This is a genomic window from Enterococcus sp. RTP21361st1_A6_RTP21361_211029 (assembly GCF_040910045.1).
Taxonomy (GTDB): domain Bacteria; phylum Bacillota; class Bacilli; order Lactobacillales; family Enterococcaceae; genus Enterococcus_D; species Enterococcus_D gallinarum.
Map to the genome: position 1 here is coordinate 1 of NZ_JBDGBK010000008.1, position 26,753 is coordinate 26,753.

General features: G+C 37.6%; 22 protein-coding genes. 3 read left to right on the top strand and 19 right to left on the bottom strand.

From position 1 onward, the window contains the following. Positions 1-52: 52 nt before the first annotated feature. The 12 genes from AB5Z52_RS02395 to AB5Z52_RS02450 form a co-directional block, all read right to left on the bottom strand. Positions 53-1,468, bottom strand: a complete 1,416-nt coding sequence (locus tag AB5Z52_RS02395; RefSeq protein ID WP_060804982.1) for a PTS transporter subunit EIIC — start codon at positions 1,466-1,468, stop codon at positions 53-55. After that, a complete protein-coding gene (locus tag AB5Z52_RS02400) occupies positions 1,461-2,072 on the bottom strand; it encodes a fibronectin type III-like domain-contianing protein (protein ID WP_341874536.1) in 612 nt (203 codons plus the stop codon). The genes AB5Z52_RS02395 and AB5Z52_RS02400 overlap by 8 nt, the downstream gene beginning before the upstream one ends. Positions 2,073-2,915: 843 nt before the next feature. Continuing rightward, positions 2,916-6,065 carry a type I restriction endonuclease subunit R gene (locus AB5Z52_RS02405; RefSeq protein ID WP_002330871.1) on the bottom strand — a complete coding sequence of 1,050 codons (3,150 nt, stop codon included), beginning with the start codon at positions 6,063-6,065 and terminating at the stop codon, positions 2,916-2,918. A gap of 12 nt (positions 6,066-6,077) precedes the next feature. After that, the gene (locus AB5Z52_RS02410; RefSeq protein ID WP_002330870.1) at positions 6,078-7,295 is read right to left on the bottom strand and encodes a restriction endonuclease subunit S; all 1,218 of its coding nucleotides are present in this window, start codon (positions 7,293-7,295) and stop codon (positions 6,078-6,080) included. Beyond that, positions 7,285-8,880: a type I restriction-modification system subunit M gene (locus tag AB5Z52_RS02415; RefSeq protein WP_002330869.1), complete on the bottom strand. Its 1,596-nt coding sequence runs from the start codon at positions 8,878-8,880 to the stop codon at positions 7,285-7,287. Before AB5Z52_RS02415 ends, AB5Z52_RS02410 begins: the two co-directional genes overlap by 11 nt. A 509-nt stretch (positions 8,881-9,389) precedes the next feature. Further along, positions 9,390-10,172 (bottom strand): hypothetical protein, encoded by a 783-nt coding sequence (locus AB5Z52_RS02420; protein ID WP_002317770.1) that lies wholly within the window; start codon positions 10,170-10,172, stop codon positions 9,390-9,392. 64 nt (positions 10,173-10,236) lie between these two features. Continuing rightward, a complete protein-coding gene (locus AB5Z52_RS02425) occupies positions 10,237-11,073 on the bottom strand; it encodes a PRD domain-containing protein (RefSeq protein ID WP_002298387.1) in 837 nt (278 codons plus the stop codon). A gap of 17 nt (positions 11,074-11,090) precedes the next feature. Next, on the bottom strand, positions 11,091-12,500 hold the full coding sequence (locus tag AB5Z52_RS02430) for a glycoside hydrolase family 1 protein (protein ID WP_002298389.1): 1,410 nt from the start codon (positions 12,498-12,500) through the stop codon (positions 11,091-11,093). Positions 12,501-12,513: 13 nt separating this feature from the next. Next, the gene (locus AB5Z52_RS02435; RefSeq protein WP_002298390.1) at positions 12,514-14,337 is read right to left on the bottom strand and encodes a beta-glucoside-specific PTS transporter subunit IIABC; all 1,824 of its coding nucleotides are present in this window, start codon (positions 14,335-14,337) and stop codon (positions 12,514-12,516) included. Positions 14,338-15,179: 842 nt separating this feature from the next. Continuing rightward, positions 15,180-15,506, bottom strand: a complete 327-nt coding sequence (locus tag AB5Z52_RS02440; RefSeq protein WP_002298394.1) for a hypothetical protein — start codon at positions 15,504-15,506, stop codon at positions 15,180-15,182. Positions 15,507-15,551: 45 nt separating this feature from the next. Then, entirely contained in the window at positions 15,552-15,914 is a 363-nt protein-coding gene (locus AB5Z52_RS02445; RefSeq protein WP_002298396.1) for a zinc ribbon domain-containing protein, read from the bottom strand. Positions 15,915-15,950: 36 nt separating this feature from the next. Next, positions 15,951-16,166 (bottom strand): helix-turn-helix transcriptional regulator, encoded by a 216-nt coding sequence (locus tag AB5Z52_RS02450; protein ID WP_002298398.1) that lies wholly within the window; start codon positions 16,164-16,166, stop codon positions 15,951-15,953. 126 nt (positions 16,167-16,292) lie between these two features. Here AB5Z52_RS02450 and AB5Z52_RS02455 point away from each other — a divergent pair, with 126 nt between their 5' ends. After that, complete coding sequence (locus tag AB5Z52_RS02455; RefSeq protein ID WP_002301912.1) at positions 16,293-16,628, top strand: helix-turn-helix domain-containing protein; 336 nt, start codon at positions 16,293-16,295, stop codon at positions 16,626-16,628. Positions 16,629-16,703: 75 nt separating this feature from the next. Here AB5Z52_RS02455 and AB5Z52_RS02460 read toward each other — a convergent pair whose 3' ends face one another. Together AB5Z52_RS02460 and AB5Z52_RS02465 are read right to left on the bottom strand one after the other, a co-directional pair. Then, positions 16,704-18,701 carry a hypothetical protein gene (locus tag AB5Z52_RS02460; RefSeq protein WP_002323107.1) on the bottom strand — a complete coding sequence of 666 codons (1,998 nt, stop codon included), beginning with the start codon at positions 18,699-18,701 and terminating at the stop codon, positions 16,704-16,706. A gap of 97 nt (positions 18,702-18,798) precedes the next feature. Then, positions 18,799-19,074 (bottom strand): helix-turn-helix domain-containing protein, encoded by a 276-nt coding sequence (locus AB5Z52_RS02465; protein WP_002287723.1) that lies wholly within the window; start codon positions 19,072-19,074, stop codon positions 18,799-18,801. A gap of 232 nt (positions 19,075-19,306) precedes the next feature. Between AB5Z52_RS02465 and AB5Z52_RS02470 the strand changes: the two genes are divergently transcribed. Both AB5Z52_RS02470 and AB5Z52_RS02475 read left to right on the top strand, forming a co-directional pair. Next, entirely contained in the window at positions 19,307-20,041 is a 735-nt protein-coding gene (locus AB5Z52_RS02470; RefSeq protein WP_002287709.1) for a helix-turn-helix transcriptional regulator, read from the top strand. 38 nt (positions 20,042-20,079) lie between these two features. Continuing rightward, positions 20,080-21,222, top strand: coding sequence for a site-specific integrase (locus AB5Z52_RS02475; RefSeq protein WP_002287705.1), 1,143 nt, complete (start codon positions 20,080-20,082; stop codon positions 21,220-21,222). Positions 21,223-21,316: 94 nt separating this feature from the next. On the opposite strand, the gene sufB is transcribed toward AB5Z52_RS02475, so the two are convergent. The 5 genes from sufB to sufC are packed head-to-tail and all read right to left on the bottom strand — an operon-like array spanning position 21,317 to position 26,550. After that, entirely contained in the window at positions 21,317-22,708 is a 1,392-nt protein-coding gene (gene sufB, locus AB5Z52_RS02480) for a Fe-S cluster assembly protein SufB (protein ID WP_005470231.1), read from the bottom strand. Positions 22,709-22,736: 28 nt separating this feature from the next. Further along, positions 22,737-23,225 (bottom strand): Fe-S cluster assembly sulfur transfer protein SufU, encoded by a 489-nt coding sequence (gene sufU / locus AB5Z52_RS02485; protein WP_003128306.1) that lies wholly within the window; start codon positions 23,223-23,225, stop codon positions 22,737-22,739. Continuing rightward, a complete protein-coding gene (locus AB5Z52_RS02490) occupies positions 23,203-24,447 on the bottom strand; it encodes a cysteine desulfurase (protein ID WP_288551564.1) in 1,245 nt (414 codons plus the stop codon). Before AB5Z52_RS02490 ends, sufU begins: the two co-directional genes overlap by 23 nt. After that, entirely contained in the window at positions 24,444-25,763 is a 1,320-nt protein-coding gene (gene sufD / locus AB5Z52_RS02495) for a Fe-S cluster assembly protein SufD (RefSeq protein WP_003128304.1), read from the bottom strand. The genes AB5Z52_RS02490 and sufD overlap by 4 nt, the downstream gene beginning before the upstream one ends. A 13-nt stretch (positions 25,764-25,776) precedes the next feature. Beyond that, the gene (sufC, locus tag AB5Z52_RS02500; protein ID WP_003128303.1) at positions 25,777-26,550 is read right to left on the bottom strand and encodes a Fe-S cluster assembly ATPase SufC; all 774 of its coding nucleotides are present in this window, start codon (positions 26,548-26,550) and stop codon (positions 25,777-25,779) included. Positions 26,551-26,753 lie beyond the last annotated feature (203 nt).

Here is a 26,753-nt window from a genome sequence, read left to right on the forward strand (position 1 = left end):
TATTATTGGGAATCCCAGCTTAAATCATAGATACCGTAAGGGATTTTATTCTTTATTTAAAACTTTGCAACAGAACCTTATTTTTCCCGTAAAGGTAAGTTGCTCCAAATGAGACGACACAACTTGCTAGCATACAAATAAAGAATATTGGCCAGAATTCAAACGGAATAGACAAGAAACCAGGAATTCCACTGATACCAACAGAAGTTGCAATGACGTGTTGTGACGCCATAAATCCTCCAATTATTCCAGAGGTCAGAATGGAAACCACGAATGGGAATTTATACTTTAGATTAACCCCGAACATTGCTGGCTCAGTGATACCCATATAAGCAGACAAACCGGCAGCCAGTCCAACACCTTTCAACTTTTTATTTTGGATTAAGAAATTCATTGCAATAGCAGCAGAACCTTGTGCCAAACTTGACATGACTCCAATAGGCCAAATATAATCTCCACCGTTCGCCATCAATTGAATATGAACTGGTAAAAACGCATGATGCATCCCTGTCACGACTAATGGCGCAAGACCAATACCATAAGCAAATCCGCCAATAAATGGAACTTTTTGGAATAACCATACAATACCTGCGACAATCGTATTACCAATAGCAATTGTAATCGGCGCTATAATAATAAATGTTATAACACTAGTAAAAAGAATTGCAACTGGTGCAACAACCAACAGTTGGATTGTTTCAGGCACACGCTTTTTCAAGAATAGCTCTGTTTTAGCTAACACATAGCCGGAAACTAGAGCTGGCAATACTTGTGCTTGTAGTCCTATCTTAGAGATGGACAATCCAAAGATTGTCCAATGTGGAATATCTCCCGTGGTTACTGCTTGCCCGTAATTCCAGGCATTCATCAAATCTGGGTGTACAAAGACTAGACCTAACACAATCCCAAGAAGAGGATTTCCTTTAAAGTATTTTACAGTTGACCATGTTATTAACGCAGGCAGAAATTGAAAGGAAGTGTTTGCGATAAGATTTATCATATCAGCGACATCAGCAATATTAGGATATACTTCAATGAGTGACTGCTCAAAAAAGATTCCTGGGTTTGTTAATAAATTATTCAGTCCCATCAGTAAACCAGCTGTAACGATCGCTGGTAAAATCGGCACAAATACATCACCCAATATTTTAACTGCACGTTGAAACCAATTCAAATTCAACTCAGCCGCTACTTTTTTAACGTCTTCTTTGTTTGCCCCACTCAGCCCAGATTGGCTTATAACCTCTTCATAGATATCTGCTACTTTAGGACCGATAACAACTTGAAACTGTCCATTAGCATTGAAGGTACCCTTCACATCTTCCAGGTTTTCCAATCCTGCCTTATCAACTTTAGTGTCATCTCGCAAGGCAAACCTCAGACGTGTCACACAGTGAGTCAGTGCTGCAATATTCTCTTTTCCACCAACAAAGTTAATGATTGATTTAGCTTCTTCTTTATTACTCATTAATTCTTACCTCTATTTCTTCTTTATTAGTTAATGCTTGAGATGAATCATTGCCTACCATGATCCAATAAGCACCATCATCTATAATTTCGTTGAACTCTTCATCATAATACTTAAAATCTTTGTTTGTAAGTTCAAAAGAAACAGTCACACTATCCCCTGACTTAACAAAAACCTTCTTGTAGGCTACCAAGTCTTTTGTTGGTCTTATATAACGACCATATTGAGCTCCAATATATAGTTGAACAACCTCATAACCATCTCTACTTCCTTTATTTGAAACGGTAGTAGTCACCTTCCAACAGTTCTTACCCTTCTCTTTAATGCTAATTGGTGACATAGAAAAAGTGGTATAACTCAACCCATACCCAAAGGGAAATTGTGGTTCATTGGATACATCTAAGTATTTGGTCGTATTAAACTTTTCACTTGAATACGGTCTACCAGTATTGAAATAATTATAATAAATAGGGATTTGTCCTAAATGTCTCGGAATTGTTATTGTAAGCTTTCCGGCTGGGTTTATTTTGCCACAAAGGACGTCCAAAATAGCATTGCCAGCCTCTGCTCCTAGATGCCAAGCCTCAACTAATCCCTTACATATAGATTTTTAAATTACACACTAGTTTAAACTAAAACAAACAAGGAAAAACTTACCATTTAATCAAAAAATTAGCTCATATGAATATATTAGAATGTAAATTAGACTGGTCAAAATCTGGTCAAAAAAGAGGACGAATACAGGTAGTCCTCTTTTTTGTTATTTTGATATTCTAAATCATTTTTTATTGGATTATTCCCTTGTTCGATATAGACCCAAATTGATCTATCAATAATTATCAAACTGAGTCATATAGAGACAAAAATTTCAAAAATGACCTGTTAAATGGTCATCGAATATCATTTAAAATCAATACGACGGAGTCAGACACGGAGTCAAAACAAGCCCGCTGAGAGTAAAAAATATACAGTCCCATAGGTAAAGTGCCACAGGACTGTATATTTTTTTATTTGAGATTACCTGAAATGATTCCATTTAATTTTTATCTCATTTTTTCCTACTAGTTAGTATCAAATACTCTCCTATTTTCTCAATAAACTATTTTGGGTTACATGGTATCTGAAACAGCTAAAACCTTGTCATTATAGCAAAAAATCACTTTATCTCCGTTTCATTTCAGATACATTTCACTTAAGCGGATTCCAAAAAAACAAAAGAAAAAGGAACCCCTAGTTAGCCTATGCTTTTTATTGGTTCCTCTCAAAACACGGTCATATAACAACGGGGTGGGGTAAATGAATGAAAAAGGTGGAGGAAACATTATTCAATAGCTGTCTTAAATACTTCGTTATAAAATGTGAACAAATAAAAGACATCTATCCCTATTTTCTACACTTCCACTTGACTACCATCTTTGAATCGTACAATTTTCTTAACTCTTCTCGTTTACCTCAATTCATTCTCAAGTGGAATCAACTCATCATCTAACATTTTACGCCATGCTCGCTTCATTTCTTGTGGGTATTTAAATGGCTTCGCTTCTGGATGTTTGGCTTTATATCCTTCGTAATCCTTACTGTTGATAATTGCTTTCATATTAGGAATTGGATCTTCACCTGGTAGATATTGCAGATTAGAAGCATGTAATTCTTTCTCAGAAACAAACCACTCATTGGAAAAGACATGAATCAAATCATCACTCGCTTGTGTAAAATAGCGACGTTTAATGACAAAGATATCTTCATTACTATCTAAAGTCCCCACATCAAATGCATTTAAAATTTGTCGGTAAACTTCTTTGACTCCTTCTGTTTTATTCAATTTAGCCAAAGCTTTTTCAATTTCTTCTCGTGCATCTGAACTATTCGCAGCATAAGTTCCTAGTAATTGATCAATATAAGTTGAATCAATATCATACAACTTAGTGGTATTTTCACTATAAAATTCGATCGTTGAAAAATCTTCTCCTTCTTTTTCTGGTTCTTCCTCTATTAATGAACCCTTCACGGTCTCGTACACGCCAATTTGTTCTTCCAAAAGTTGAATTTGATTGTTCAAAGTTGGAGATTTCACCATGTCATCATTGTAATCGTCATAAGTCACTAACGATTCATAAGCACGATTCAATTCTTGAAATGCTTTGACGTACTCGATACGGATTTCAAGTGGCGTATGTTCATCAATGGATTCCATGGATGAAACCTCTTTTAACTTACCATATGCTTGTTTGAATCTTTTTTTGGATTCCTGATAACTTGGATAAATCAAACCTGATTCTTCTTTTGCTTTTGAATACAGTTTTGTCGCATCCTCGACATTCTTCTCCATTGTCGCTGGCTTACGAAACGTCACAATCAATCCTTTTGTCTTATCAGGATACGTACGATTCGTACGTGAAAAAGCTTGGATCAATCCTGCATACTCTAGATTACGATCCACAAATAGGGTTTGAATCGTAGGGGCGTCAAAACCTGTTAATAGACGATCCACTACAATCGCTAAATCGATTTGTTTCCCAAATTGTTTGAATTCCGCTCTTTTTCGTGCCAAACGATTATTGATGTCTCCGTTATAACGCTCAATGTCTGCTAATGACCAGGAAGTATCATAATACTGATTATATTCCTCAATAATTTTTTGCATTTCTTCTTGTTGGGCACTTGAATCTCGGCTATTTTCTTCTAATGAATAGGTAATAGCGATTCGTGGAAAATCAGGATCCTCCATCGTTCGTCCTTCACGAATGAGCTGATTGGGAAACTCTTTTGTTAACCAATCAGGCTCTTTCGTCATCTCTTTGATGGCCCGATAATACTTTTTGGCCATGTCAATGGAACTCGTGGTTAAGATTGCAGATTTCGTTGGCCTGCCATTTCGAAAATCAAATTTTGTATAGGCATTATCTGGACGGAACATTTTATGAATGACTTTTTGGATATGTTCATCTGCTTCAAAAACAGCTGGGTCCAAATAACTTTCTTTTTTGACAGGTTCCATTTGATCAATCATACGATTGATCTGTTCTGATGAATACTCTGCATATGTTTCTACTTCTTTTAATTTCCGATAGATTTTATTCTCTAGTGAAGTCGGCTCCACGGTGTTTTCATGCTCTACTTGAAATCCTAAGACAGAGCCATCTTCTAGCGCATTCTTAATGGTATAGGTATGCAAGACCTCTCCATACTGATCATGGGTTGTACGTGCCAATTGCCCTTTGGCTTGTTTCCGATTCTCAGGAAAAATCGGTGTACCTGTAAAGCCAAACCAAGTGGATTTCGGAAACATTTTTTTGATTTCTTCCATATTTTCAGCACTTAACGCTCGATGACACTCATCTACTACAAACACGATATGTTGGCCCATTAATTTTTGGAAGCGATTGGTTCCTTTTTTCTCTTCTTGTTTCTTTGCATATTTCAACGCCGCATCTAGTTTTTGACGGGTTGTAATGATTACAACATTTGCATTGGCATCTGCCAACAGGGTTTCACTTAATTCTTTGGCACTTCCCGTTCCAACGATCAAGCTATTCGCTTTGGCGTTCCCGGAAGAAATCCCAGTATTAAATTCCGAAGCAAATTTTGTAAACTCTGTGGTGGTTTGATTATCTAAATCTTTGCGGTCCACTAACATGATCGTTCGATCGATCCCCGATTTTCGTGCTAAAAGCTTAGTAGATACAAAACTAGTCAACGTCTTTCCTGAACCAGTCGCATGCCACACATACCCTGATTGATGTTTATTTGCGGCAATAAACAAGGCTTGAATCGCATGTACTTGATAAGGATGTAACACCATGAGGGTTTTATTGTCTTGATCTTCACTGACGATTGTATAATCCGCAATCAAACGATGAGCATCCGGGATATTTAACACTTGTTTACAAAACTCATATAAGTTTTCTACTTTTTCATTGTCTTTCGTTCGCCAACTAAATAAAAACTTAGGGTGCAAGTCTTTCGGTAAGGCATTTGCAAAATACCGAGTGGTTTGTTCATTGGAAACCACAAACAACTGTAAGGTCGAAAAGATATTGTTCCGAAACATACCTTCTTCTGCATATTTTTTGATTTGGTTAAATGCCTGATAAACACCATCTTTTGCAGTTACTTGTTTCAGCTCGATTTGGACAATCGGTAATCCATTGATTAATAAGGTGACGTCAAAACGTCGATCCCGTGCTTCTATGTTACTTCCACGTTTTGCAATTTGATGGACCACTTCATAAGTAGAGATTCCTCCACCAATGTCTTGATTGGAATAAAGGATAAGTGAGACAGAACCCAATTGCGAATCTTCCCGTTCAATCGTGATCCGAGCCATCCCATTTTCACCTTTTAACCATTTCGCAGCATCAAATGGGGTTTTCGTTCGCAGCAGTAATTCCGTTTTGATCGTTTCAAATTCTTTATCGGTCAAAGGAAAATCATTCAGTTCTGCTTGATTATTTGAGATAATTTTTTGGCGTAAATTGACCCAAAGGTCTTCTTCTGATTTTAGATCCGGACGATACGTCCACTGATTATGCCCTTCTCCAAGTACACGAATCAACTGTTCTTCGACTTCTGCTTCCTCACGGTGACTAATTTTCATTCTTCTTCCCTCCTAGACAAACATCTTTTGTAAGAAGCTTTTTTTCGTTTCTTTTAGTAAATCTAACTTACGTTGATGAAGAGCGATCGTATCATCTAGCTGTTTGAAGAAAGTACCGATTTTTTGTTGTTCATCCTTTACAGGAACCTTAACACTGATATTCTCAATATCAGAACTGTTATAAGAAGGCAATGCCCCTACTTGGGAGTATCTTGGCAAATTTATAGTTTCAAACAATATTTTACCAAAATAGATATCCCAAGTATTATTAAATAAATAAGCCATGGTATTGTTATCTATTAAGAAAGGGCTTGTGACCAAACGTTTTCTATTAAGCATTATTGCTGCGCCAACTTTAGCAAATATAATCGCTGGCACATCTTTTATTGGCTTCCATTTTTTACGCTCAATTTGCTCATTAGATACATAATGATTTGCATTTCTCATTTCATACTCATTACCAATGTTATTCATGTCGGAAACTTTAAAAAATGGAGTACCTTCAGAACCACCTTGCTCGGCATCAGGAAATCCAATTCCCGATTGAGTTTTACCTAATTCTCCCAACTTACGCTCTTCCCAATCTTCCGTAAAACCAGGAAACCGGATTTCTGGCACTTTTGCTCCGTTTTCAGGGAACATTTTTTGTAAGAATCCTTTTTTCGTTTCCTTCAGCAAATCTAACTTACGCTGATGAAGAGCGATCGTGTCGTCAAGTTGTTTGAAGAAGGTGCCGATTTTTTGTTGTTCTTCCTCACTAGGAAACATTGCTACTATATTTTTAAACTTTTTTAGAGACAGAACATGTTGACCTGTTCCCTCTGCTTGAATAGATAATTGTCGTTGGATTCCATTGTTAATACGTCTTAAGAAGAAGTCGGAATCAGCAGATTTTAAAGTAAATACAGGATAAAAATAGCTTATAATCCCTCTATCAATAATGTCATTACGGTTAAACACAAACACATCATTATCACTTCGACTACGGAACGTGAAATATCCTCTAGGTAGTACAAAGTAACCAATATTATTTTCTGTAGTTACTTGCCGATTTGCAAAATAGTCTTCTTGCAAAACTATCCCTTTTTGTTGAGATGAAGTTAGCATAGGAAATTGATTTTGTACACTTGTCTTTTCAACATAATCTACAACGAAGTCCCCCAACTTCCTCTGTTCCCAATCATCTGTAAATCCTGGGAAACGGATTTCTGGTTGTGTATCATTGCTCATGTTTGAACACCTCCAGCGCACCTTGTAACCACGCTTCATTTTCAGGTGTTGTTTGCAGGGAAGAGATAGCTTCTAAAAGTTTTTTTTCTAGCACTTGCTGTTCTTGTCGTATCTTCTTGATGTCATTTCCGACATGAACCATATCAATTGGTTCTTCTTCTTCGAAAGTATCTACATAGCGTGGGATATTTAAGTTATAGTCATTTTCTTTGATTTCATCAAAGGTTGCCAAATGAGCGTATTTCTCGACATCTTTTCTTTCAGCGTAGGTTTCGAGGATTTTTTGAATGTTTTCTTCCGATAGTTTATTTTGATTTTTCCCTTTAACAAATTCACGACTAGCATCAATGAATAATACATCTCGAGTTTGACGATTCTTCTTCAACACAATCACCGTCGTTGGAATCGATGTCCCAAAGAACAAGTTCGCAGGCATACCGATCACAGCATAAATACTGCCATCTTCTAGTAATTTTTGACGGATGACCCCTTCTGCAGCGCCACGGAATAAAACTCCGTGTGGTAAGACGATGGCCATGGTACCTGTTTCCTTCAAATGATAGAACCCATGAAGAAGAAACGCAAAATCTGCTTTGGATTTTGGCGCTAATTTCCCATAACGATTAAACCGAGAATCATCTAAGAAAGTCGTATCTGCTGACCAATTAGCCGAATAAGGTGGGTTCATTACTACTGCATCAAATGTGTAAGGTTCATCTGTTGGCCAGTCCTTATTCAACGTATCCCCATTGCGGAGATTCATTTCTTCGGCGTCGACACCATGTAAAATCAAGTTCATTTTTGCTAGATTGTATGTCGTTGTATTTAGTTCTTGCCCATGATATTTAACGTTATCTGGGTGTGTTAAGTAGTTACGTACGTTTAACATCAATGAACCTGAACCCATCGTTGGATCAAAAACACTAAAGAATCGTCGTTCCTTTTGATCGAGCGTTACGATTTGCGCCATCATATCAGAAACCATATGAGGTGTGTAAAATTCTCCGGCTTTCTTCCCTGCTTCTGAAGCAAATTGACTGATCAGAAACTCATACGCATCCCCGATCACGTCCCCATCGTGTTCTAAAACATCTACATCATTCAATTTCTTGATGACTTCGGTAATCGTCACATTTCGTTGTTGCTCATCTGTTCCTAGTTTTTTTGATTGGAGATCCACATCATCAAATAACCCATTAAATTGATTGTAGGTAGATGCCAATTGCACAAAGGCTTTGTTTAGATCGTTCAATTGGAACGTTGCTTGTTTTGCTTGATCCGCTAAGACGTTGAAAAGATACTCTGGTGCAATTGCATATCCCAAAATATCAACGATTGTGGCAATCAGATCTTCTTTTGATTCTTCATCTGAAAGTAATTCACGATACAACATTGTTTGTTTGCTTACTGTGTCATATTCCTCTAAGGATTCATCTGCTAAAAGAACCACTTGTTCCAACAATCGATCGGATAAATATTTATAGAAAATCAGTCCCAATAAATAATTTTTATATTCTGACGCATCCATTTTACTACGGAGATTATCTGCCGCACTAAATAATTTTTGATTTAATTCTGCACCCAAAAAGATACACTCCTATCTCTTATTTAAAGTTGCTATATACCCTCTTATTTTAGCATACCCCCTTTTATAAAAAGCAAAAAAAAAAAGAAAGAAACTTATTCTTGCTAATAAACTACGCGAAAGGAGTCTAACGTTGTTTGATATAACTTAGACTGATCGTTAACTTATTTTTTATATTTCTACATAGTTATCTTTAGAACCATTTCAGATACATATGAAACAATTACATATGATTTTTTCATAAAAAAACAGTACTGTCTAGTAGTATAAAATATACAAATTTCTTAAAAATTTTTTCACTAAAATCACTACCTGAAACAGTCTAAAACACTTATATATCAACGTTTAATGAAACTATCTCCGTTTCATTTCAGATACAAATAAATATAGTCGGGCTCCAAATCCGAAAAAAAATACCCCCAGTAGCTTATCCTAAGCTACTGGAGATGTATAAGTACGGTCATATAACAACGGGGTAGGGTAAATAAATGAAAAAGATGGAAGAATCATTATTCAATAACTTTTTTAAATACTTCGTTGTAATCAGTTACCTGTCCGTTCTTAAATACCACAGAATAATCTTTTTTCCCATTTTCAAGTAACCGAAGTGGAATGTCTTTACCAACTTGCTCTGTCACTGCATTACTGATACCTGTTAGATTAGCTAATAAATCTGATAAAGATTGAGCATCTGTAGAAATCTCTGTATCAGTATTTATCGTGATTCCTTTATCTTCATTTACAAGCTTCCAAGTAGGTGGTATAGCTGTGTATGTTTCGATGAATGAATCAATTCTTTCATCTATCGTCTTCCCAGTATCTACTTCTGTCTCATTACTCTTAGATGAATCGATTCTTTCATCCATCGTCTGCTCCGTAACTGCTTCTGTCTCATTATTCTCACCGGAAACTCTCTTCACACCCAAACTTATATATTGTCCATCTTTAGTGTGCATAGTTAAAATTCCCACGCTTTTACTAATAAATTCACTATAACCAGTTCTTTCAATAGAGACTTCAATGTATTTCACACTATCATACTCAAAAGAAAAATAGACATGTAAAAGCATTTTGTTGTTTACATCTACATAATAATCCTTTGACTCTACTTGAGACCTTCCTATACGGAATACAGCTTTACTGTCTGATATCTCTATACCAGCATCCTTATTATTAATCTGCCAATCTCCAAGTAGCTCTTCTGGCAAGCTAGTAGTTTCTTGTGAACACTTTACCACTTCACTGGTAGAGGTCGAAACATTCACCTCCGCACTGTTAGAAGAATTTTCCAAGGAATCAGGAGCCTTAGCACAACCAACAAGTCTTTATATATTGTGCAGCCGATATTTTCTTCATTCAGTACACCCTTGAAATATGCAGTGTTAGATAAAGCAGTTCGTCCTGATTTGCTGAGGCACCCATCTCTTCTTGAACGTACTCCTTGATTTTCAAGGCCGCCCGATACTCTTTCGGAAAACGCTGCTTCACTGAAGCCAGCAAAAAATCATCCTTCTCCGGCAACTCTTCCTTCTTAATCATTCGGGCAATAAAAAACTGTAAATGTGTCACAAATCTTAAGTAAAGCATCGAATCTTTATCAACCTTTTTTTCGGGAAACAGATATCCTAGCATAGCCAAGATATCCTTTAGTGCTCTTACCGAGAGCATGGTTTCTTCCATATTTGCTTGTTCACTTTGGGCATTTACAATGTGAAACGCAATGTTTCCAGCCTCCTCTTCTGGCAACTGAACATTCATTTTTTTGTTGATCAATTGGATAGCATAGCAGCCGATCTCAAATTCTTTTGGGTAATACTTTTGAATTTCAATCAGCAGGCGATTTTGAAAAACAATGCCTTTTTGACTGCGTTCAATGGCATGCTTCAAGTGATCAACCAAGGTAAAAAATAGACTTTTATTCAGCTTAAAGTCAAACTTGGCGTTGGCATAATCGATAATTCGCTTGACGCAAATAATTAGATCATCCGGAGCAGCCTCAAACAGTTTAATGTAATCCTTTTTTAGAGCATCAGAAAGTGAATCTAATTTAAATACTTTTTGGATTTTGTCAGCCGGAACCAAATCGCCTTTCTTTAGTTGAAATCCAATCCCTTTCCCCATCAAAATTACTTCTTTGCCTTGCTTATCTAAGCAAAGAATTAAACTGTTGTTTAACGTTTTAATTACTCTCATTAGATTCACCGTTCTCTCTAAGCTAAGCCATTTCTTGCGATTACTTTTTGATACCAAAAGAAGCTTTCTTTTTTTATTCGTTTTAATTCTTTAAGATTCTCATCGGTTCGGTCAACATATATAAAACCATAACGCTTATTGAAGCCTTGATGGGTACTAACAACATCAATCGCTGACCAAGGTAAATAACCAAAAACATCTACACCATCTGTTAAAGCTGCTTGAATAGCCAGAATATGTTTGGCTAGATAATCAATTCGATCCTGGTCATTAATTCGTCTATCTTCCTCAACTATGTCGGGTGCCCCATAGCCATTTTCAGTAATTAAAATAGGTAAATCATAGCGATCGTACAATTTCCTCAATGTTAATCGTAGTCCAGTAGGGTCAACTACCCAGCCATATGGCGTTTTATCTACATAAGGATTTTCAGCTGCCCGGTAGACACCTTCTTCTCCCAACATGATCTGTTGATCCCCCGCTCTAGCGGAAACATCTGATCCGTCATTTTTGCTGGCAGCGATGGTGGCAGTTGAATAATAATTAATCGCAATAAAATCGGGTTTACCGGAGGATAAAATTGCCTGATCCTCTGCCTCAATTTTAGGATATAATCCACGATCATTCAAATAGTTTTCAAACAAATAATTGTATTTTCCCCGAACTGCTACATCTAAGAAAGACCAGCCTCTCAATGTTTCCCAATTATGGGCTGCAATTGCATCTTCTGGACTGGAGGTAGCTTGATACATAGCCGTTAAATTGATTGCTGGACCGATTTTTCCTTTAAGATTCAACTGATGATACAAGTGAATTACTCTAGCTTGAGCTAATAAAACATGGTGATTAATTTGAAAGAGTTCTTTTTTTGAAGGCAGCTCTCCACTTGGTGGCAAACCAATCGCTCCAGGATGAAGGATCATCGTGTTTTGCTCATTAATTGTCAGCCAATAGTTCACCTTGTCACCATACTCAGTAAGCAATACCTGTACATAGTCCACAAAATAATCGATAGTTGCTCGATTTAACCAACCGCCCTGCTCCTCTAGAAAATAAGGTAAATCGAAATGGTACATGGTGACAATCGGTTCGATTCCCTGATTCAGGCATTCATCAATTACTTGATGATAAAAAGAAATTCCCTTTTGATTGGTTTTATTATTTTCAATATCCATAATTCGCGTCCAAGCGATGGAAAAGCGAAAAGCTTTTAAGCCTAATTCTTTAAACAGCTGTATATCTTCTTTATAGTGATGGTAAAAATCCGAGGCAACTTCAAAATTAGCTACCCCTTCTGTATGCTGATACTTGTCAATAATAGACGGTTGTTTCCCATCCTCCTGATAGGCACCCTCTGCCTGGTAGGCACTAATGGAGGCACCCCATAAAAACTTCTCTGGAAATGCTGAAAGCTGTTTGTATTGCACAAAAATCCTCTCCTTAACTAATTTGCATCAATGGTTCGTGTTCCTTTAAGCTTCCGCTTGCTTCACTAATTCCTGCGTAATTTTCACTGTTGGTCACTACCACAATCACTGTATCATCGTAGCCAGCGTTTCTAATGGCAGCGAAATCGGCGTTGATTAATAATTGTCCTGCTGACACCTGATCTCCTGCTTTTACAAATACTTCAAAGGGTTCCCCTTTTAAATTCACGGTGTCGATCCCCACATGGATCAATAATTCAATACCTTCTTTAGAACGTAGACCAATCGCATGTTTAGATTCTAAAATAGTAATGACTTCTCCCTCAACAGGTGAATAAATGCTGTTTTCTTCTGGATGAATGGCTACGCCCTTTCCCAATAGTCCCTTAGAAAAGACAGCATCGTTCACTTCAGAAATAGGACACACGGTTCCTTTTACCGGATTTTCAACAATGACTGCTTCGGCTATTGCCGTTTGCTCTGATTCATCAGAAGTATCGTCAAATCCAATTAGATAAGCAATGATAAAGGTTGCAACAAAGGCGATTACACAAGTAATAATTGCGTGAACAATATTCATTGGATTTTCTCCAATAAAGGCTGGTAAGGCTGCTAAGCCAGGGGAAACAAAGGCATATCTGACTAAACCGCTCAAGCCAGCATACAAACCAGCAATTGCACCACCAATCATGGAAGCAACTAATGGTTTTTTCAGCTTCAAGGTTACTCCATAGAGTGAAGGCTCAGTAATTCCCATTAAAGCAGTGATCCCAGTGGACACAGCTAGCTGCTTCAACTCTTTGTTTTTAGTTTTCGCGGCTACAGCAAAGGTAGCACCTGATTGAGCAATATTAGAAGCCAGCATTCCTGGCCCATTGATCATTTCAGAACCCGTACTGCTCAATTGCATAGTAGCGATTGGCGTCATTGCCCAAGCTGTACCCGTAACCACCAAAAATGGCTGCAAACCACCCATCAAAAATGGAATTAACCAAGCTGCTTTGCCGTTAATCCATTCAGCCCCCATTGCTATAAGATCGTTCAGCAACGTTCCAAACGGTCCAATGACAACCAACGCTAAAGGCCCCATAATTAAAAATACCAGCATCGGCTTAGTAAAGAATTTAATAAACGAAGGCGAAATTCGATCCGCAAAGGGCTCTACATAGGACATGATCCAAACAGTAAAGATAATCGGTAAAACTGATCCCGCATAATCTGCAGCTAATACCGGAATTCCTAGAAAAGAAACGGCATCGCCAGTAGAAAAAAGCTGTGAAATATTTGGATGAAGCAAAATGCCAGCAACAGTAATCGCCAAAATTGGGTTGACATCAAACTTTATGGCTGCCCCATAGGCTAATAGTACTGGCATAAAATAAAAGGCTGCATCAGCAATAGTATTCAAAATGATGTAAGTTTGACTACTGTCTGATAGTACACCAGTCAAAGTCAAGACGGCCAAAATGGCTTTTACCATCCCGGCACCTGTTATAGCTGGAATCATCGGTGTAAAGGTGGTAGAAATGACACTAATCAATCTTGAAATAATACTTTCTTGATTGTCTGAAGAGGGGCCCTTTTTAATTGAAGTTCCCACTTCCTTTTGAATTTCCTTGAAGGCTGTTTGGACTTCATTGCCAATCACCACTTGGTATTGTCCACCGCTATCCACCACACTAATTACACCAAGTGTTTTTTCTAAGGCTTTCGTATCGGCTTTCCTTTTATCTTTGAGTTCAAAACGCAGTCTGGTGGCACAATGGGTTAAGCTGACCACATTTTCTTTTCCCCCAACCTGTTGCAATACATTTCTTCCTACTTCTCTGTAATCCATTATTCTCTCTCCTTAAAGCAGTAAAAAAGACCAAGTCAAACCACGCCCCAATCAACATTGAAGTGTTAGTTTGTCTTGGTCTTGCCTGCATAATCAGTAACATGCCAATAACGTTATTTTGCTGTAATCCAATAATAGCACATTATGATAGCGCAATCAACAGGGAATTTAATTTTTTATCTTTTCGTTTGACCGTATAGGGTAATATAACAGTTAGATCACATCAACTAGGGTATATCTGCGTATACTTACTGCTAAAATAAGTATATCTAATATTAACTATACCAGTAAAACCATTCCTACATAACCAGCGGGAAATTCCCAAAATCGTGAAAGCATCAAAAATGCATATAACGGATCACACAACTTCAACAATTCTGCTCTTGGGAAAAATTGATGAATTTGGTGAGTAAAGGATGGAATAAACAGCATTCCAACAATATAGGCAACAATAGTGATACTTGTTTTTTTGGTAAAAATCAGTAAGCAATAGCCAATTTCAATCATTCCGAGATATAAAGGTATCGATAGAATGATTTGGGCTAGTATTCTTAAAAATTAACTAGCAAATGTTTAAACTGATTTATTTCTAATCTACATGTAGTAAGTATTTCAATTCCACCAATTATCAATAAAAATACCAAACATATCCATAATAATTTTTTCTTTTTCATTTCTTTTATATTGTTATAACAGTGAATAACATAAAAATTCCCGACAATCATTGTAATATTTTTTTGTCACCTGTATTAGTATTTAATTTATAGGAAACTATAAAAACTCCCTAGTGAATTTACACCTTTGGGAGTTCCTGTTTGGACGGTATGCATAATACATTTAAATCAATTTAACATTAACACCTCAGCATATGGTATCTCCACATATATACGGTCTTTCTTTGGATAGTACTCAATATTTATGTTGATAGCACTTCCATTGTCTAATATAGCTTTAGCCCGGTATGTGTTATCTCCATTTTCATGAGTAATCGTCACATCATCACATGATCGATTTAAGTTGTACTGTTCTTGTAAAATCTGTGTTACCAATGGTTTTGATGACTTCTCTAATCCAGATGTACCTGTCATTTTTGAAAAAATAATACCTATAATAGCCAAGACAACAATACCTATAATGACAAACTTCTTGTTCATATTTACTTTATTCAACTTTTTATCTCCTATCTCCAAAATAATTTGCTCTTATCCCTCTTATCAGTACATTGACATCCCTAAAAGTACACCAAAGATTGCTCCAGCTACCCCTGCTATCATCAAAATCGTACCCATTTTCTCATCTTTTTCTCGATATAAGTAGCCCATAATAACAGCAACAGCACCAAATACAACAGGAATAAATGCTAACGATACTACCATAGAAATCCAACCAATAATCAAATACAGCTTCCCTGTCTCTTGTCCATGTACGATTTGTTCCTTCATTTCATTAATTGTCTGCTCAGTACTTTTCTTTACTGTGTCTGTTCCGGTTGTCTCATCTGTTTCTTGTAGTGCTCCACAAAACTGGCAATACTTACTTTCATCTGTTATTTCTTTGCCACATTTTCTACAATACATGTCTTCTCCTCCTAAAATCATTCAATTGCTTATTAGTTAACTGTTTACTTTATTAAATACATCAGAAAACAGCTCATTCATTGGTACACTTAATATCTCAGAAAGCATCTTCATTTGATAGGGTTTAGGAATCGTTCTCCCTGTTTGCCACGAACTTACACATTGCTGTGTAACATTCATTTTTTTTGCTAACTCCGTTTGAGAAAGTCCTTTTTCTTTTCTGTATCGGCTGAGATTACTTACTTTTTTCATGATTCTCCCCTCCTGTTTTATTATATACAACAATATGATGTATTTCAACTCATAAAATATAAAAAACTTCAAATACCATTACAAATACAACAACTTGTTGTACTATACTGAGATGGGGGTGTATTAATGAAACAGAAACAATATGCAAAGGTCATTAGAGAAAAGCGAAAAGCTCTCGGGTGGACACAAAAAGAATTAGCTGAAAAAATCTTCTCTACACAACAGGCAGTAGCAAGATGGGAAAATTCTGTAACAGAGCCTAACCTCGATAGCTTAACAGCTCTTTCTAGAGCCCTAGGAACCCCTGTAAGCCATTTTCTAGACAATGTTGTCGTAGATTATGAGGAAGAGTTTTTGGCTCTCTATCGTTCTCTTAGCACTGAAGATGCAGTTCGAACAATTGACTATATGAAGCTATTAAAAAGGCAAGAAAATGAACGCAATCAGCTATTGAAAGATTGAAAAATAAATAACCCACCGAACTTTAACGGTGGGTGTATTGAGATGAAATAAGATTAAGAGCTATGGATAACCTGTCTAGTTTAATACAATTGGGTCTTTTCTCTTCCTTACTCTCCGTCCATCATCTCTTGTTACACTTGTAAATTGATACAGAGGAACTATCCCAGCTCCTGATAATATCAATTCTTTTATTGTTTCATCTATCCCTGCCCCTTTCGCTAAATATATTAAAAAACTACTACTTGCTTTCACATTGTATAGTTTCTTAATATCCTTAGAAGCTCGTTCAAGAGTGAATCCTTGTTTAACAAAGTAGCCTCTGTTTTTTATTAAAGCATTTTTCACGCTGTTATCCCCAACATTACGTAGGCGTTCACAAACAGTGTTAATAAGTTCTTTCTCTGTCATTAGATATGTCCCTTGCCACGATAAGCCCTGTAAAACTTCATGTGCTTCATCTAAAATCAATTGTTTTTCCTTGCTGAGTTCTGATCGGGAATTTTGAGGAAATACTCTTTTAGCCTCTTTTTCGTTAAAACATATCTTAACCCATTCATAAGAAAAATATTGATATGTAAAATGAATTTTTTCCAGAAGTGGAAGGATATCTTCATTCAATTTTTGAATCACAGAAGTTGCATTAAAAACGTCTAATCGATAGACATTGCTTCTCTTATGATTAAAGTTTCCTAACGCTTTCTCTTCCTTTAACCTATTTAGGTATTCGAGCATCTTCAAAGGAACATCTTCATCATCTAATTTTTTTATCAATCCTATAAAAGTCATAAGTGATAGTAACTTATTACATTTATCTATGTCATAAGTTTTACCATAGTAAGAACTCATTTTTTTAGCTAATTGTTCCCCCGACAAAATACAAGTCACACTTTCCTTACTATCATCAAAAAAATTAACATCAGAAAGCAAGACATCATAGACACGTCGCATTTCCTCTAGATAATTCCTTATTGTCCTGAAAAGTTTGTCTTTCATTGATTCAAGAGTGTCAAAAAGTACTTTTGATTCCTCTTTCAATTTTCGAAAATGTGTAGGATACAAGTCTAGGTTCTCTAATAGCCAATTAAATGTTTCTACCCGACTGTCTTTCTTTAAAATTAGCATCACAACTCCAATAAAATTTTCACTGATATCACAATTACTGGAATGACAATAAAAAATGGAATGCCCAGTTTTACTGGTAAAAATACTAGCAGAGGGATTATGATCGTTGTGAAACAGACATCTTAAGTTTTTACTTGACTTAAGTAATTTATTCATATCAATGGTTAACAATCTTTCATAAATCTCATTAAAAGACATGTCGGAGGAATCAAACAGGCAGTCTTTAAACCACTGTTTCATTTCTTCTTTGTCGTCATTTTTTATCAACTTAACAAAATCGGTTTCATTGACTAGTTCATACTCTCTCCCTGAATCACTTTGACAATTTTTAGAACATGTCATGGTAAAATCAATCGGAAGCTCAGTAATATCTAACATGTTGTCTTCATTAATTATTATCACTGCATCTGACTTATATCCTCCAAAAAACATTCTATTCGAAGCATTTACATTGTCATCACACCCGGGGATGTTCTTTTTCAAGTATTCGTAAACAGCAACCATTTTACCATAGTCAGTAATTGCTTCTTTTAATAGAAAGACAATCTTGTATTTTTCTAGATTTTCAGAGTACCGAATACTTTTTTGTATCGCAAACGCAGAATTATGAACTAAATTGATAGATAAAACCTTTTCTACGCTTAAGTATCTACTATCATCTTTACTCAAATCTACTACCTTCCCCTTCTCATCTTTAACAGTGTTATCGACATCCAGAATAATTACTCTGGTTTCCACAAAACTCTCCTTGTCATTGCCTTTATTCTTTGTCTTGCTTGGAATAAATGATTGTGATGAATTTAGTATCTCTACAAACTCATCTCTTGTAACTTCTCTATAGTTATCTAAACACCTATCTCTTACATCAGTTTTTTCTTTTTTTGTAACTGGCTTCTCTAATAATTTTTCTTGATCTACATAAATTGGAATATTAATCATTGATGTTTCCATTTGTGTTTCCTCCTTATAAAATTCTGTTAAAGACTAAAACATACAGATAATAAAAACAAACTCTTTATTACTATATGTTTTAGTCTTATTTGTTTACTCAACCTTTATACCGTTCCATGAAACTATCAATATCAGATTTTTTAAATCTAATGACCGTATCAATTTTTATAACAGGTAACCCGTATTGAGAAACATATTTTCTAATCGTTCCTACTGATACACCTAGATATTCACTTGCCTGCTGATAGTCCATATACTCTAGAGTGACTCCAGAAATAATGTCTTCTAGCATAGGCTTTAGCACTGTAATTATCTCTTTCACTTGTTGTTCAACTTGTATAGAAACAATGCTATCAATGATTTGTAGAGACATATTTCCCCCTCCTTTCGTGATTGCTTGAACAAATTTTCTAAGAATTATCTTCGTATTTTTTGCTCAAAATAAAAGTATTTTGTTATTAACCGATTAATCAAACAAAAAATGATTACCAGTTCATCGACATACACATAATACCTCGATAAAAAAGGGGTGTCAACATCTTTGTAAAATTTATTTACAACACCCCTTTTTTTGAGGTATACTAATTTTAGGAGGTGTGGTCAATATGATAAAACGTCCACCAATAAATTATTTAGAACGAAAAAAGATACTCGGAACAAAAATAAAAGCTATAAGAAAGAGTAAAAAATTAACACAACCAGCATTTGGTCTTATGATTAACAACGGTCAATTAATTGACAAAAAAACTATCTACGAATGGGAGAAGGGAACCTATTTACCAATACCAGAGCGATTATCCCGAATTGCTGATTTGGGAAATATGAGTATAGAGGAGTTAGTTTGTGGCAATGTAGAAGAATATATTTTGGGAATTATTCTTTATAGAGATAGCATTGTACTAGATGGTATAACATTTCCAGATAAAAACCTGTTCCAGCATCTTCGTCAACAGTTCCCACCAGTACACTCTAATTTAGATACATGGCTGGATAGATATTCCAAATTAGAACCAGAGATGCAAGAATTTATTGCTAACAAGACTTGTAATAAAGTTAAAAATGAAAAAATTAGTCTTTTCAATATCTTAAAAATAGAAGAATTATTCATCAATGCTATTGTAGAAGAATTTGACAATAACATTCTTTTCCTCACTAGCAGTATAGAAGAACTACTAGAAAGAATGGTAGATGAATGGCTACCTATTCAATTGAAAGACATGTCTTATCCCGAAGAAGCTGTGAGAGAAATTACTGATAATATAAACAAGCTAGAACAAACGATTTCATCAATTGGGAAAAAATACACTAAGAAAAAAATGAAGGGAGGTGATACCATCTAGTGGTAAGTACTCCTTGTAAACTAAGAGGAGATGATTTAATGGCAAAAATATCAAAGTACAAAAAGAAAAACGGTCAAGTGGCGTGGATGTATAAAGGACACATTGCCACCGATCCACGAACTGGTGAAAAAATAAATACTACGAGAAGAGGTTTTAGTAGCAAACAAGAAGCTCAAAAAGATTATGACGAGTACAGACATCAAATATTATACGGTGTTAAAAAGAAAGCACCTGATATGACATTTGAAGACCTGTATAATGAATGGATAACTCATCAGCGTACCAGTGTTAAAGCTTCAACAATCGCAATCTCAGTAAGATACGCAAATAATCAAATACTTCCAGCATTTGGTAAGCTTAAACTATCGAATATCTCTGTCCCATATTGTCAAAAAGTGGTAGATGAATGGCACAGTAAATATGAAAGTTACGATTATATGAGAAAACAGACTGCACAAATTTTACGCTACGGGGTTGCAATGCAATATATTGACAATAATCCTATGGAAAAAACACTTCTTCCACGAAAAAAAGAGTATGAGAAAAATCGTAAATTTTACTCAAAAGAGGAGCTTAATAATTTACTGGATGCTTTTAAAGATTTTGGTAACATGAAACAATACGCCTTCTTCAGATTATTGGCATACACAGGTATGAGAAAGAGTGAAGTACTCGCTTTACAGTGGAAAGACATAGACACGTTTAATAAAGAACTACATGTCAATAAAACTCTTGCTGTAGATGAATTTGGTAAAGTTATAATTCAATCTCCGAAAACAAGAGCTTCTAGACGAGTTATCTCTTTAGATACTGAGACTCTTTCTATCCTCAACAACTGGAAATTACAGCAAAAAGAAGAGTATTTAAAACTTGGATACAATACTAGCTCTAAAGAGCAACATGTTTTTACAACAGTTAAAAACACTCTATACATTCCAAACACTGTTAATGATTGGTTAAGATATATTTTGAAAAAATATAACTTGCCTCGTATTACACCTCATGGGTTTAGACATACACATGCTAGTTTATTATTAGAAGCAGGAGAATCTGTCAAGGTAGTTCAACAACGATTAGGGCATGAAAATAGTAAAGTGACATTAGACATCTATGCACATATTACAAATAATGCACCTAAGAAAACAGGTCAAGACTTTGCTGATATGATGGCTCATCAGTAAAAGAGCTGGTCAAAATCTGGTCATTTCTAGTATACAGGCAAAACAAAAAAGCTAGAACCCTTATATATCAAGGGTTCTAGCTCCTATAACAGGTTTACCCAACACTGCCTTCCATCTCATAACTTATCAATCGGTTTAGCTCGACGGCGTATTCCATTGGTAGTTCTTTGGTGAATGGTTCGACGAAGCCCATGACGATCATTTCGGTGGCTTCGCTTTCGGATAGGCCGCGGCTCATGAGGTAGTAGAGTTGTTCTTCTGAGATTTTTGAGACTTTTGCTTCGTGTTCTAATGATACTTGGCTGTTGTGGATTTCATTGAATGGAATGGTATCGGATTTCGATAGATCATCCATGATGATAGTGTCACATTCGATGTGAGAGATAGAGCCTGCGCTCTTCTTGCCGAAGGTGACTTGTCCACGATAGTTTACGGCGCCGCCGTCTTTTGAAATAGATTTCGAGACGATGGAGCTGGAAGTGTTTGGTGCGTTGTGGATCATTTTAGCACCTGTATCTTGGATTTGGTTCGCACCGGCAAATGCAATGGAGAGCATCGTACCGCGGGCGCCTTTGCCATCGAGATAGACACTTGGATATTTCATGGTTGTTTTGGCACCTAAGTTGCCGTCGATCCATTCGACTGTGGCACCTTCCAATGCTTTTGCTCGTTTGGTTACGAGGTTATAGACATTGTCGGACCAGTTTTGGATGGTTGTATAACGGCAGTAGGCATCTTTCAAGGTGAAAATTTCGACGATAGCTGCATGCAAACTATTACTGGAATAGGTTGGTGCGGTACAGCCTTCCACATAGTGGACGCTGGCACCTTCATCAACGATAATCAATGTTCGTTCGAACTGACCGGTGTTTTCGGCATTGATCCGAAAATAGGTTTGCAGCGGTACGTCAACGCGGACGCCTTTTGGTACATAGATAAAGGTTCCACCGGACCAAACAGCTGAGTTCAGTGCAGCCAATTTGTTATCGGTTGGCGGTACTAATTTTGAAAAGTATTGCTTGAAGATCTCTGGGTATTCTTTCAAGGCTGAATCGGTATCGGTAAAGATGATGCCTAACTTTTCAAACTCTTCTTTCATGTTATGGTAAACGACTTCTGATTCATACTGTGCCGAAGCCCCGGCTAAATAGGCACGTTCTGCTTCGGGAATTCCGATTCGTTCAAAGGTTTCTTTGATTTTTTCTGGTACATCATCCCAGTCTCGAGCTGGGCTGTCGCTAGGTTTTTGATAATATTTGATGGCATCGAAATCGATGTCGGACAGATCCGGTCCCCAGTTTTGCATGGGCATTTTGTTGAAGGCTTCTAATGACTTCAATCGGAATTCCAACATCCATTCTGGTTCTTGTTTGACCCGTGAGATTTCACGGACGATGTCTTCGGTCAAGCCTTCACCGGTACTAAATACGGGCTGCACGTCATCGTGGAAGCCAAATTTATATTCTTCTAATTCGGGTACACCCATGGTTCTCACTCCTTTGTTTTGCTGCAATCTACTCTACTTGATGCTCATCGGTTTCCGAGTGTCTGTGTTCCACATCTGATTGTTGGGTATCGTCGGCGATCGCTTTTTCCAATGCTTTCCATGCAAGGGTGGCACATTTGATCCGCGCGGGAAACTTAGCCACTCCTCCTAGCATTGAAGCATCACCTAGACGGTCACTGTCAGAAACAGTATGACCTTGGACCAATTCAGAAAATAAACCTGACAATTCTCCAGCTTCGGTCAATGTTTTGCCGATCACTGCATCTCCCATCATTGAAGCACTGGCAGTGCTGATAGAACAGCCTTCACCGGTAAATGCCACGTCTTTGATGGTCTCCCCTTCAACGGCGAGTTCTAAATGAATCACATCGCCACAAGTGGGATTATTCAATTCAACTTTATAGGTAGAATCTCCTAGTGTTCCGCGATGATGGGGGTGACTGGAATGATCTAATATGACTTGTCGGTATAAATTATCTAATTTCGTTAATGCCATGTTGGAAAAACTCCTTTGTTAACTTGATGGCGTCAACCAATCGATCGGCGTCCTCTCTTGTATTATACAGGTAAAAGCTGGCACGTGCAGTTGCCGGTACGTGCAAATAGTTTAAGAGGGGTTGTGCACAATGATGACCGGCACGGACAGCGACACCTTCCATGTCTAATGCAGTCGCTACATCATGGGGATGAATCCCGTCGATGTTAAAAGCGATGACACCTGTTCGTTTGGCTGCTTCTTGTGGACCATAAATCGTCAGTCCATCAATGGCTTGCAATTTTGGCAAAACATAAGCGACCAGTTCAGCCTCGTGTTGATGGATGGCCGCTAACCCAAGTTCACTCAAGTAATCTACCGCTGCCCCTAGCCCGATGGCGCCAGCTATGTTTGGAGTACCTGCTTCAAACTTCCATGGCAATTCTTTCCACGTGCTTTCTTGAAGATGAACGAAATCAATCATTTCGCCGCCAAATTCCACTGGCTCCATCTGATCTAACCAATAACGTTTGCCATATAAGACACCAATGCCGGTCGGGCCGCACATTTTATGACCAGAAAAAGCATAGAAGTCACAATCTAATGATTGGACATCAACTGACATATGGGGAACTGCTTGGGCGCCATCTACTAATATCACGGCTTGGTGTTGATGGGCTAGTTGCGTTAACTCAGCAATTGGATTGATCACACCAAGAACATTTGAGACATGAGCAATGGCAACCACCGCTGTTTTATCCGTGATCTGTTGACGTGCATCATCCATGTCAAGGATACCTTCTGGCGTCAATTGGATATATTTCAGAATCGCTTTCTTGCGTTTTGCCAGTTGTTGCCATGGGATGATATTGGAATGGTGCTCCATGTAAGAGATCACGATCTCATCACCTTCATTGACAAATTGATCCCCAAAACTGCGGGCTACCCAATTCAGGCTTGTCGTCGTACCACGAGTGAACAACACTTCGGCGGTTTCTTTGGCCTGAATAAAATGGCGAACTTTTTCCCGCGCGGCTTCATAAGAATGGGTCGCCCGTTCCGCCAATGTATGAACGCCACGGTGAACGTTGGCATTGTCTTGATGATAATAGGCAGCGATCGTCTTCAAAACGGCTTCCGGCTTTTGGGTGGTGGCAGCATTATCAAGATAGACTAATGGCTCATCATTGACGACTTGATCCAAGATAGGAAACGCTTGTTTCACTTTTTGGGCATCGATCATGCAAGTAACTTCCCTTCAATAACAGCCACCAGTTCTTGTTGCACTTCTTTCACAGGAATGGCTGTTAAGACAGATCCCAGAAATCCGCGAATCACTAAGCGTTCTGCTTCTTCCTTGCGCAAGCCGCGACTCATCAAGTAGTACATTTCTTCTGGATCGACACGACCCACACTGGCAGCATGTCCTGCCGTAACTTCATGTTCGTCAATCAATAGAATCGGATTGGCATCGCCACGAGCTTGGTCAGACAACATTAAGACCCGACTTTCTTGTTGGGCATCGGCACCTTTGGCTCCTTTTAAAATATGTCCGATACCGTTGAAGGTCAAGACGCCGCGTTCTCTAATGACACCATGTTGCAAAATGTGGCCGATCGAATGTGGTGCTTTATTTGTCACTCGCGTATCGATCCCTTGTGTTTGCCGACCGGCACTGATAGCAACAGCTTTTACTTCAGAATGGGCGCCTTCGCCAACGAGGTCTGAATCAAAGTCAGCAATCACATCGCCGTCATTCATGACACCAATCGCCCAATCAACCATAGCGTCTCGTAAGACATAGCCTCGTCGATTCATATAGGTAGTGATATTGACCCCCAATTGATCAATAGCTGAGAATTTGACTTTAGCCCCTGCTTTGGCGATCACTTCTACAACAATATTTCCAGATAACTTTTTGGCTTGATCCCCTTTGGTTTGGAAACGTTCCAAGTAGCTGAATTCACTGTGCTCATCTGCTACGATCAAGACATGCTTGAAGAAATGCGCTTGGCTATTGCCATTATGATAGAAGATTGCTTCTAGTGGTTCTTCAATGATGACATTCTTGGGTACATATAAAAATAAACCACTATTCATAAATGCCGCATGGGCCGCAGTCATTTTGTCTTCATCCATTGGGACTGCTTTAGTCATATAGTATTGATTGACGAGTTCTGGTACTTCTCTCATTGCGGTAAACAAGTCCGTAAAAATGACACCTTGATCCACTAGATGTTGCGGTAATTGTTCAAAGACCGTTGTTTCATCAAACTGAACAACCGTTGGATGGCTATCCATTGCATCAAAGGATGGAACTGCCCCCAATCCTGCTGCCGCTGGATCAATCACGCCAGAGAATTCTTGTTCACCGACAAGTGCTGCTTCATTGATATTAAACAAAGGCCAGCGTTCATAACGGACCCGTTCAATTTTTGGAAACGGGAGTTCATCCACTTTTGCAAGGGCTGCTTGGCGGAGTTCCAACATCCATTCAGGTTCTTCTTTCAACGCTGAAAACACGTTGACTTGGTCAAGATAATCCTGTAATTTTGCCATTTGCCTTGCCTCCTTATGCTTCTTCTTCTTTGTAGTCGATCCCTAATTCTTTACTGATTCCAGCATAGCCTTCAGCTTCCAGGCGTTTCGCTAAATCAGCAGATCCCGTCATTACCACGCGACCTTCCATCATGATATGTACCACGTCAGGAGTGATATAATTCAACAACCGTTGATAGTGTGTAATGATGAGCGCGCCAAAGCCTTCCCCGCGCATTTCATTGACCCCTTTAGCGACGACTTTCAAGGCATCAATGTCTAATCCAGAGTCGATTTCATCTAAAATCGCAAATGTTGGTTCTAGCATCAATAATTGCAAGATTTCGTTCCGTTTCTTTTCCCCGCCAGAGAAACCTTCATTCAAATAGCGTTCTGCCATTTCTTCTGGCATGTTCAATAGATCCATTTTTTGATCTAATTTCTTTAGAAAATCCATGACAGAGATTTTGTCCTCTTCATCCCGTTTAGCGTTGATAGCAGCTCGCATGAATTCAGCATTTGTGATTCCTGGAATTTCACTAGGGTATTGCATCGCCAAGAACAAACCTAAACGTGCTCGCTCATCCACTTCCATTTCCAGCACATTTTCCCCATCGAACAAGATTTCTCCTTCAGTGACTTCATAATTCGGGTTTCCCATAATTGCTGCAGATAAGGTAGATTTTCCTGTCCCATTAGGTCCCATGATGGCATGGATCTCACCGGTTTTTAAAACAAGATCAACACCTTTTAAGATCTTTTTATCTTCAATTTGGACATGCAGGTTTTTGATTTCTAAAACTGACATTCTGTTCCCTCCAGTATCTTTTCTTTCTCACTATTTTAGACTAATTGAGAATGAAGTTCAAACGCAATTGCCTACTTTTTTAAAATTCTTCTAATCTAGCCCCTAGAGATACATTGGAATCATTACAAACTGCTGTGAGGATCCCCTTTGAAAGAAACTAAAAAAAGACACCCTCAGCCCCGACGAAAGCATGTGCTTTTGTC

Bases quoted from the DNA above. Each gene is read 5' to 3' on its own strand.
- AB5Z52_RS02410 (WP_002330870.1), bottom strand. From the start codon at position 7,295: ATGAGCAATGATACACAACCAGAAATCCGTTTCCCAGGATTTACAGAT.
- AB5Z52_RS02470 (WP_002287709.1), top strand. From the start codon at position 19,307: ATGATAAAACGTCCACCAATAAATTATTTAGAACGAAAAAAGATACTC.
- AB5Z52_RS02450 (WP_002298398.1), bottom strand. From the start codon at position 16,166: ATGAAAAAAGTAAGTAATCTCAGCCGATACAGAAAAGAAAAAGGACTT.
- AB5Z52_RS02395 (WP_060804982.1), bottom strand. From the start codon at position 1,468: ATGAGTAATAAAGAAGAAGCTAAATCAATCATTAACTTTGTTGGTGGA.
- AB5Z52_RS02425 (WP_002298387.1), bottom strand. From the start codon at position 11,073: ATGAGAGTAATTAAAACGTTAAACAACAGTTTAATTCTTTGCTTAGAT.
- AB5Z52_RS02465 (WP_002287723.1), bottom strand. From the start codon at position 19,074: ATGTCTCTACAAATCATTGATAGCATTGTTTCTATACAAGTTGAACAA.
- sufU (WP_003128306.1), bottom strand. From the start codon at position 23,225: ATGGCATTAACGAAATTAGATAATTTATACCGACAAGTCATATTAGAT.
- AB5Z52_RS02460 (WP_002323107.1), bottom strand. From the start codon at position 18,701: ATGGAAACATCAATGATTAATATTCCAATTTATGTAGATCAAGAAAAA.
- sufC (WP_003128303.1), bottom strand. From the start codon at position 26,550: ATGTCAGTTTTAGAAATCAAAAACCTGCATGTCCAAATTGAAGATAAA.
- AB5Z52_RS02445 (WP_002298396.1), bottom strand. From the start codon at position 15,914: ATGTATTGTAGAAAATGTGGCAAAGAAATAACAGATGAAAGTAAGTAT.
- AB5Z52_RS02455 (WP_002301912.1), top strand. From the start codon at position 16,293: ATGAAACAGAAACAATATGCAAAGGTCATTAGAGAAAAGCGAAAAGCT.
- sufB (WP_005470231.1), bottom strand. From the start codon at position 22,708: ATGGGTGTACCCGAATTAGAAGAATATAAATTTGGCTTCCACGATGAC.
- AB5Z52_RS02490 (WP_288551564.1), bottom strand. From the start codon at position 24,447: ATGATCGATGCCCAAAAAGTGAAACAAGCGTTTCCTATCTTGGATCAA.
- AB5Z52_RS02435 (WP_002298390.1), bottom strand. From the start codon at position 14,337: ATGGATTACAGAGAAGTAGGAAGAAATGTATTGCAACAGGTTGGGGGA.
- AB5Z52_RS02475 (WP_002287705.1), top strand. From the start codon at position 20,080: ATGGCAAAAATATCAAAGTACAAAAAGAAAAACGGTCAAGTGGCGTGG.
- AB5Z52_RS02405 (WP_002330871.1), bottom strand. From the start codon at position 6,065: ATGAAAATTAGTCACCGTGAGGAAGCAGAAGTCGAAGAACAGTTGATT.
- sufD (WP_003128304.1), bottom strand. From the start codon at position 25,763: ATGGCAAAATTACAGGATTATCTTGACCAAGTCAACGTGTTTTCAGCG.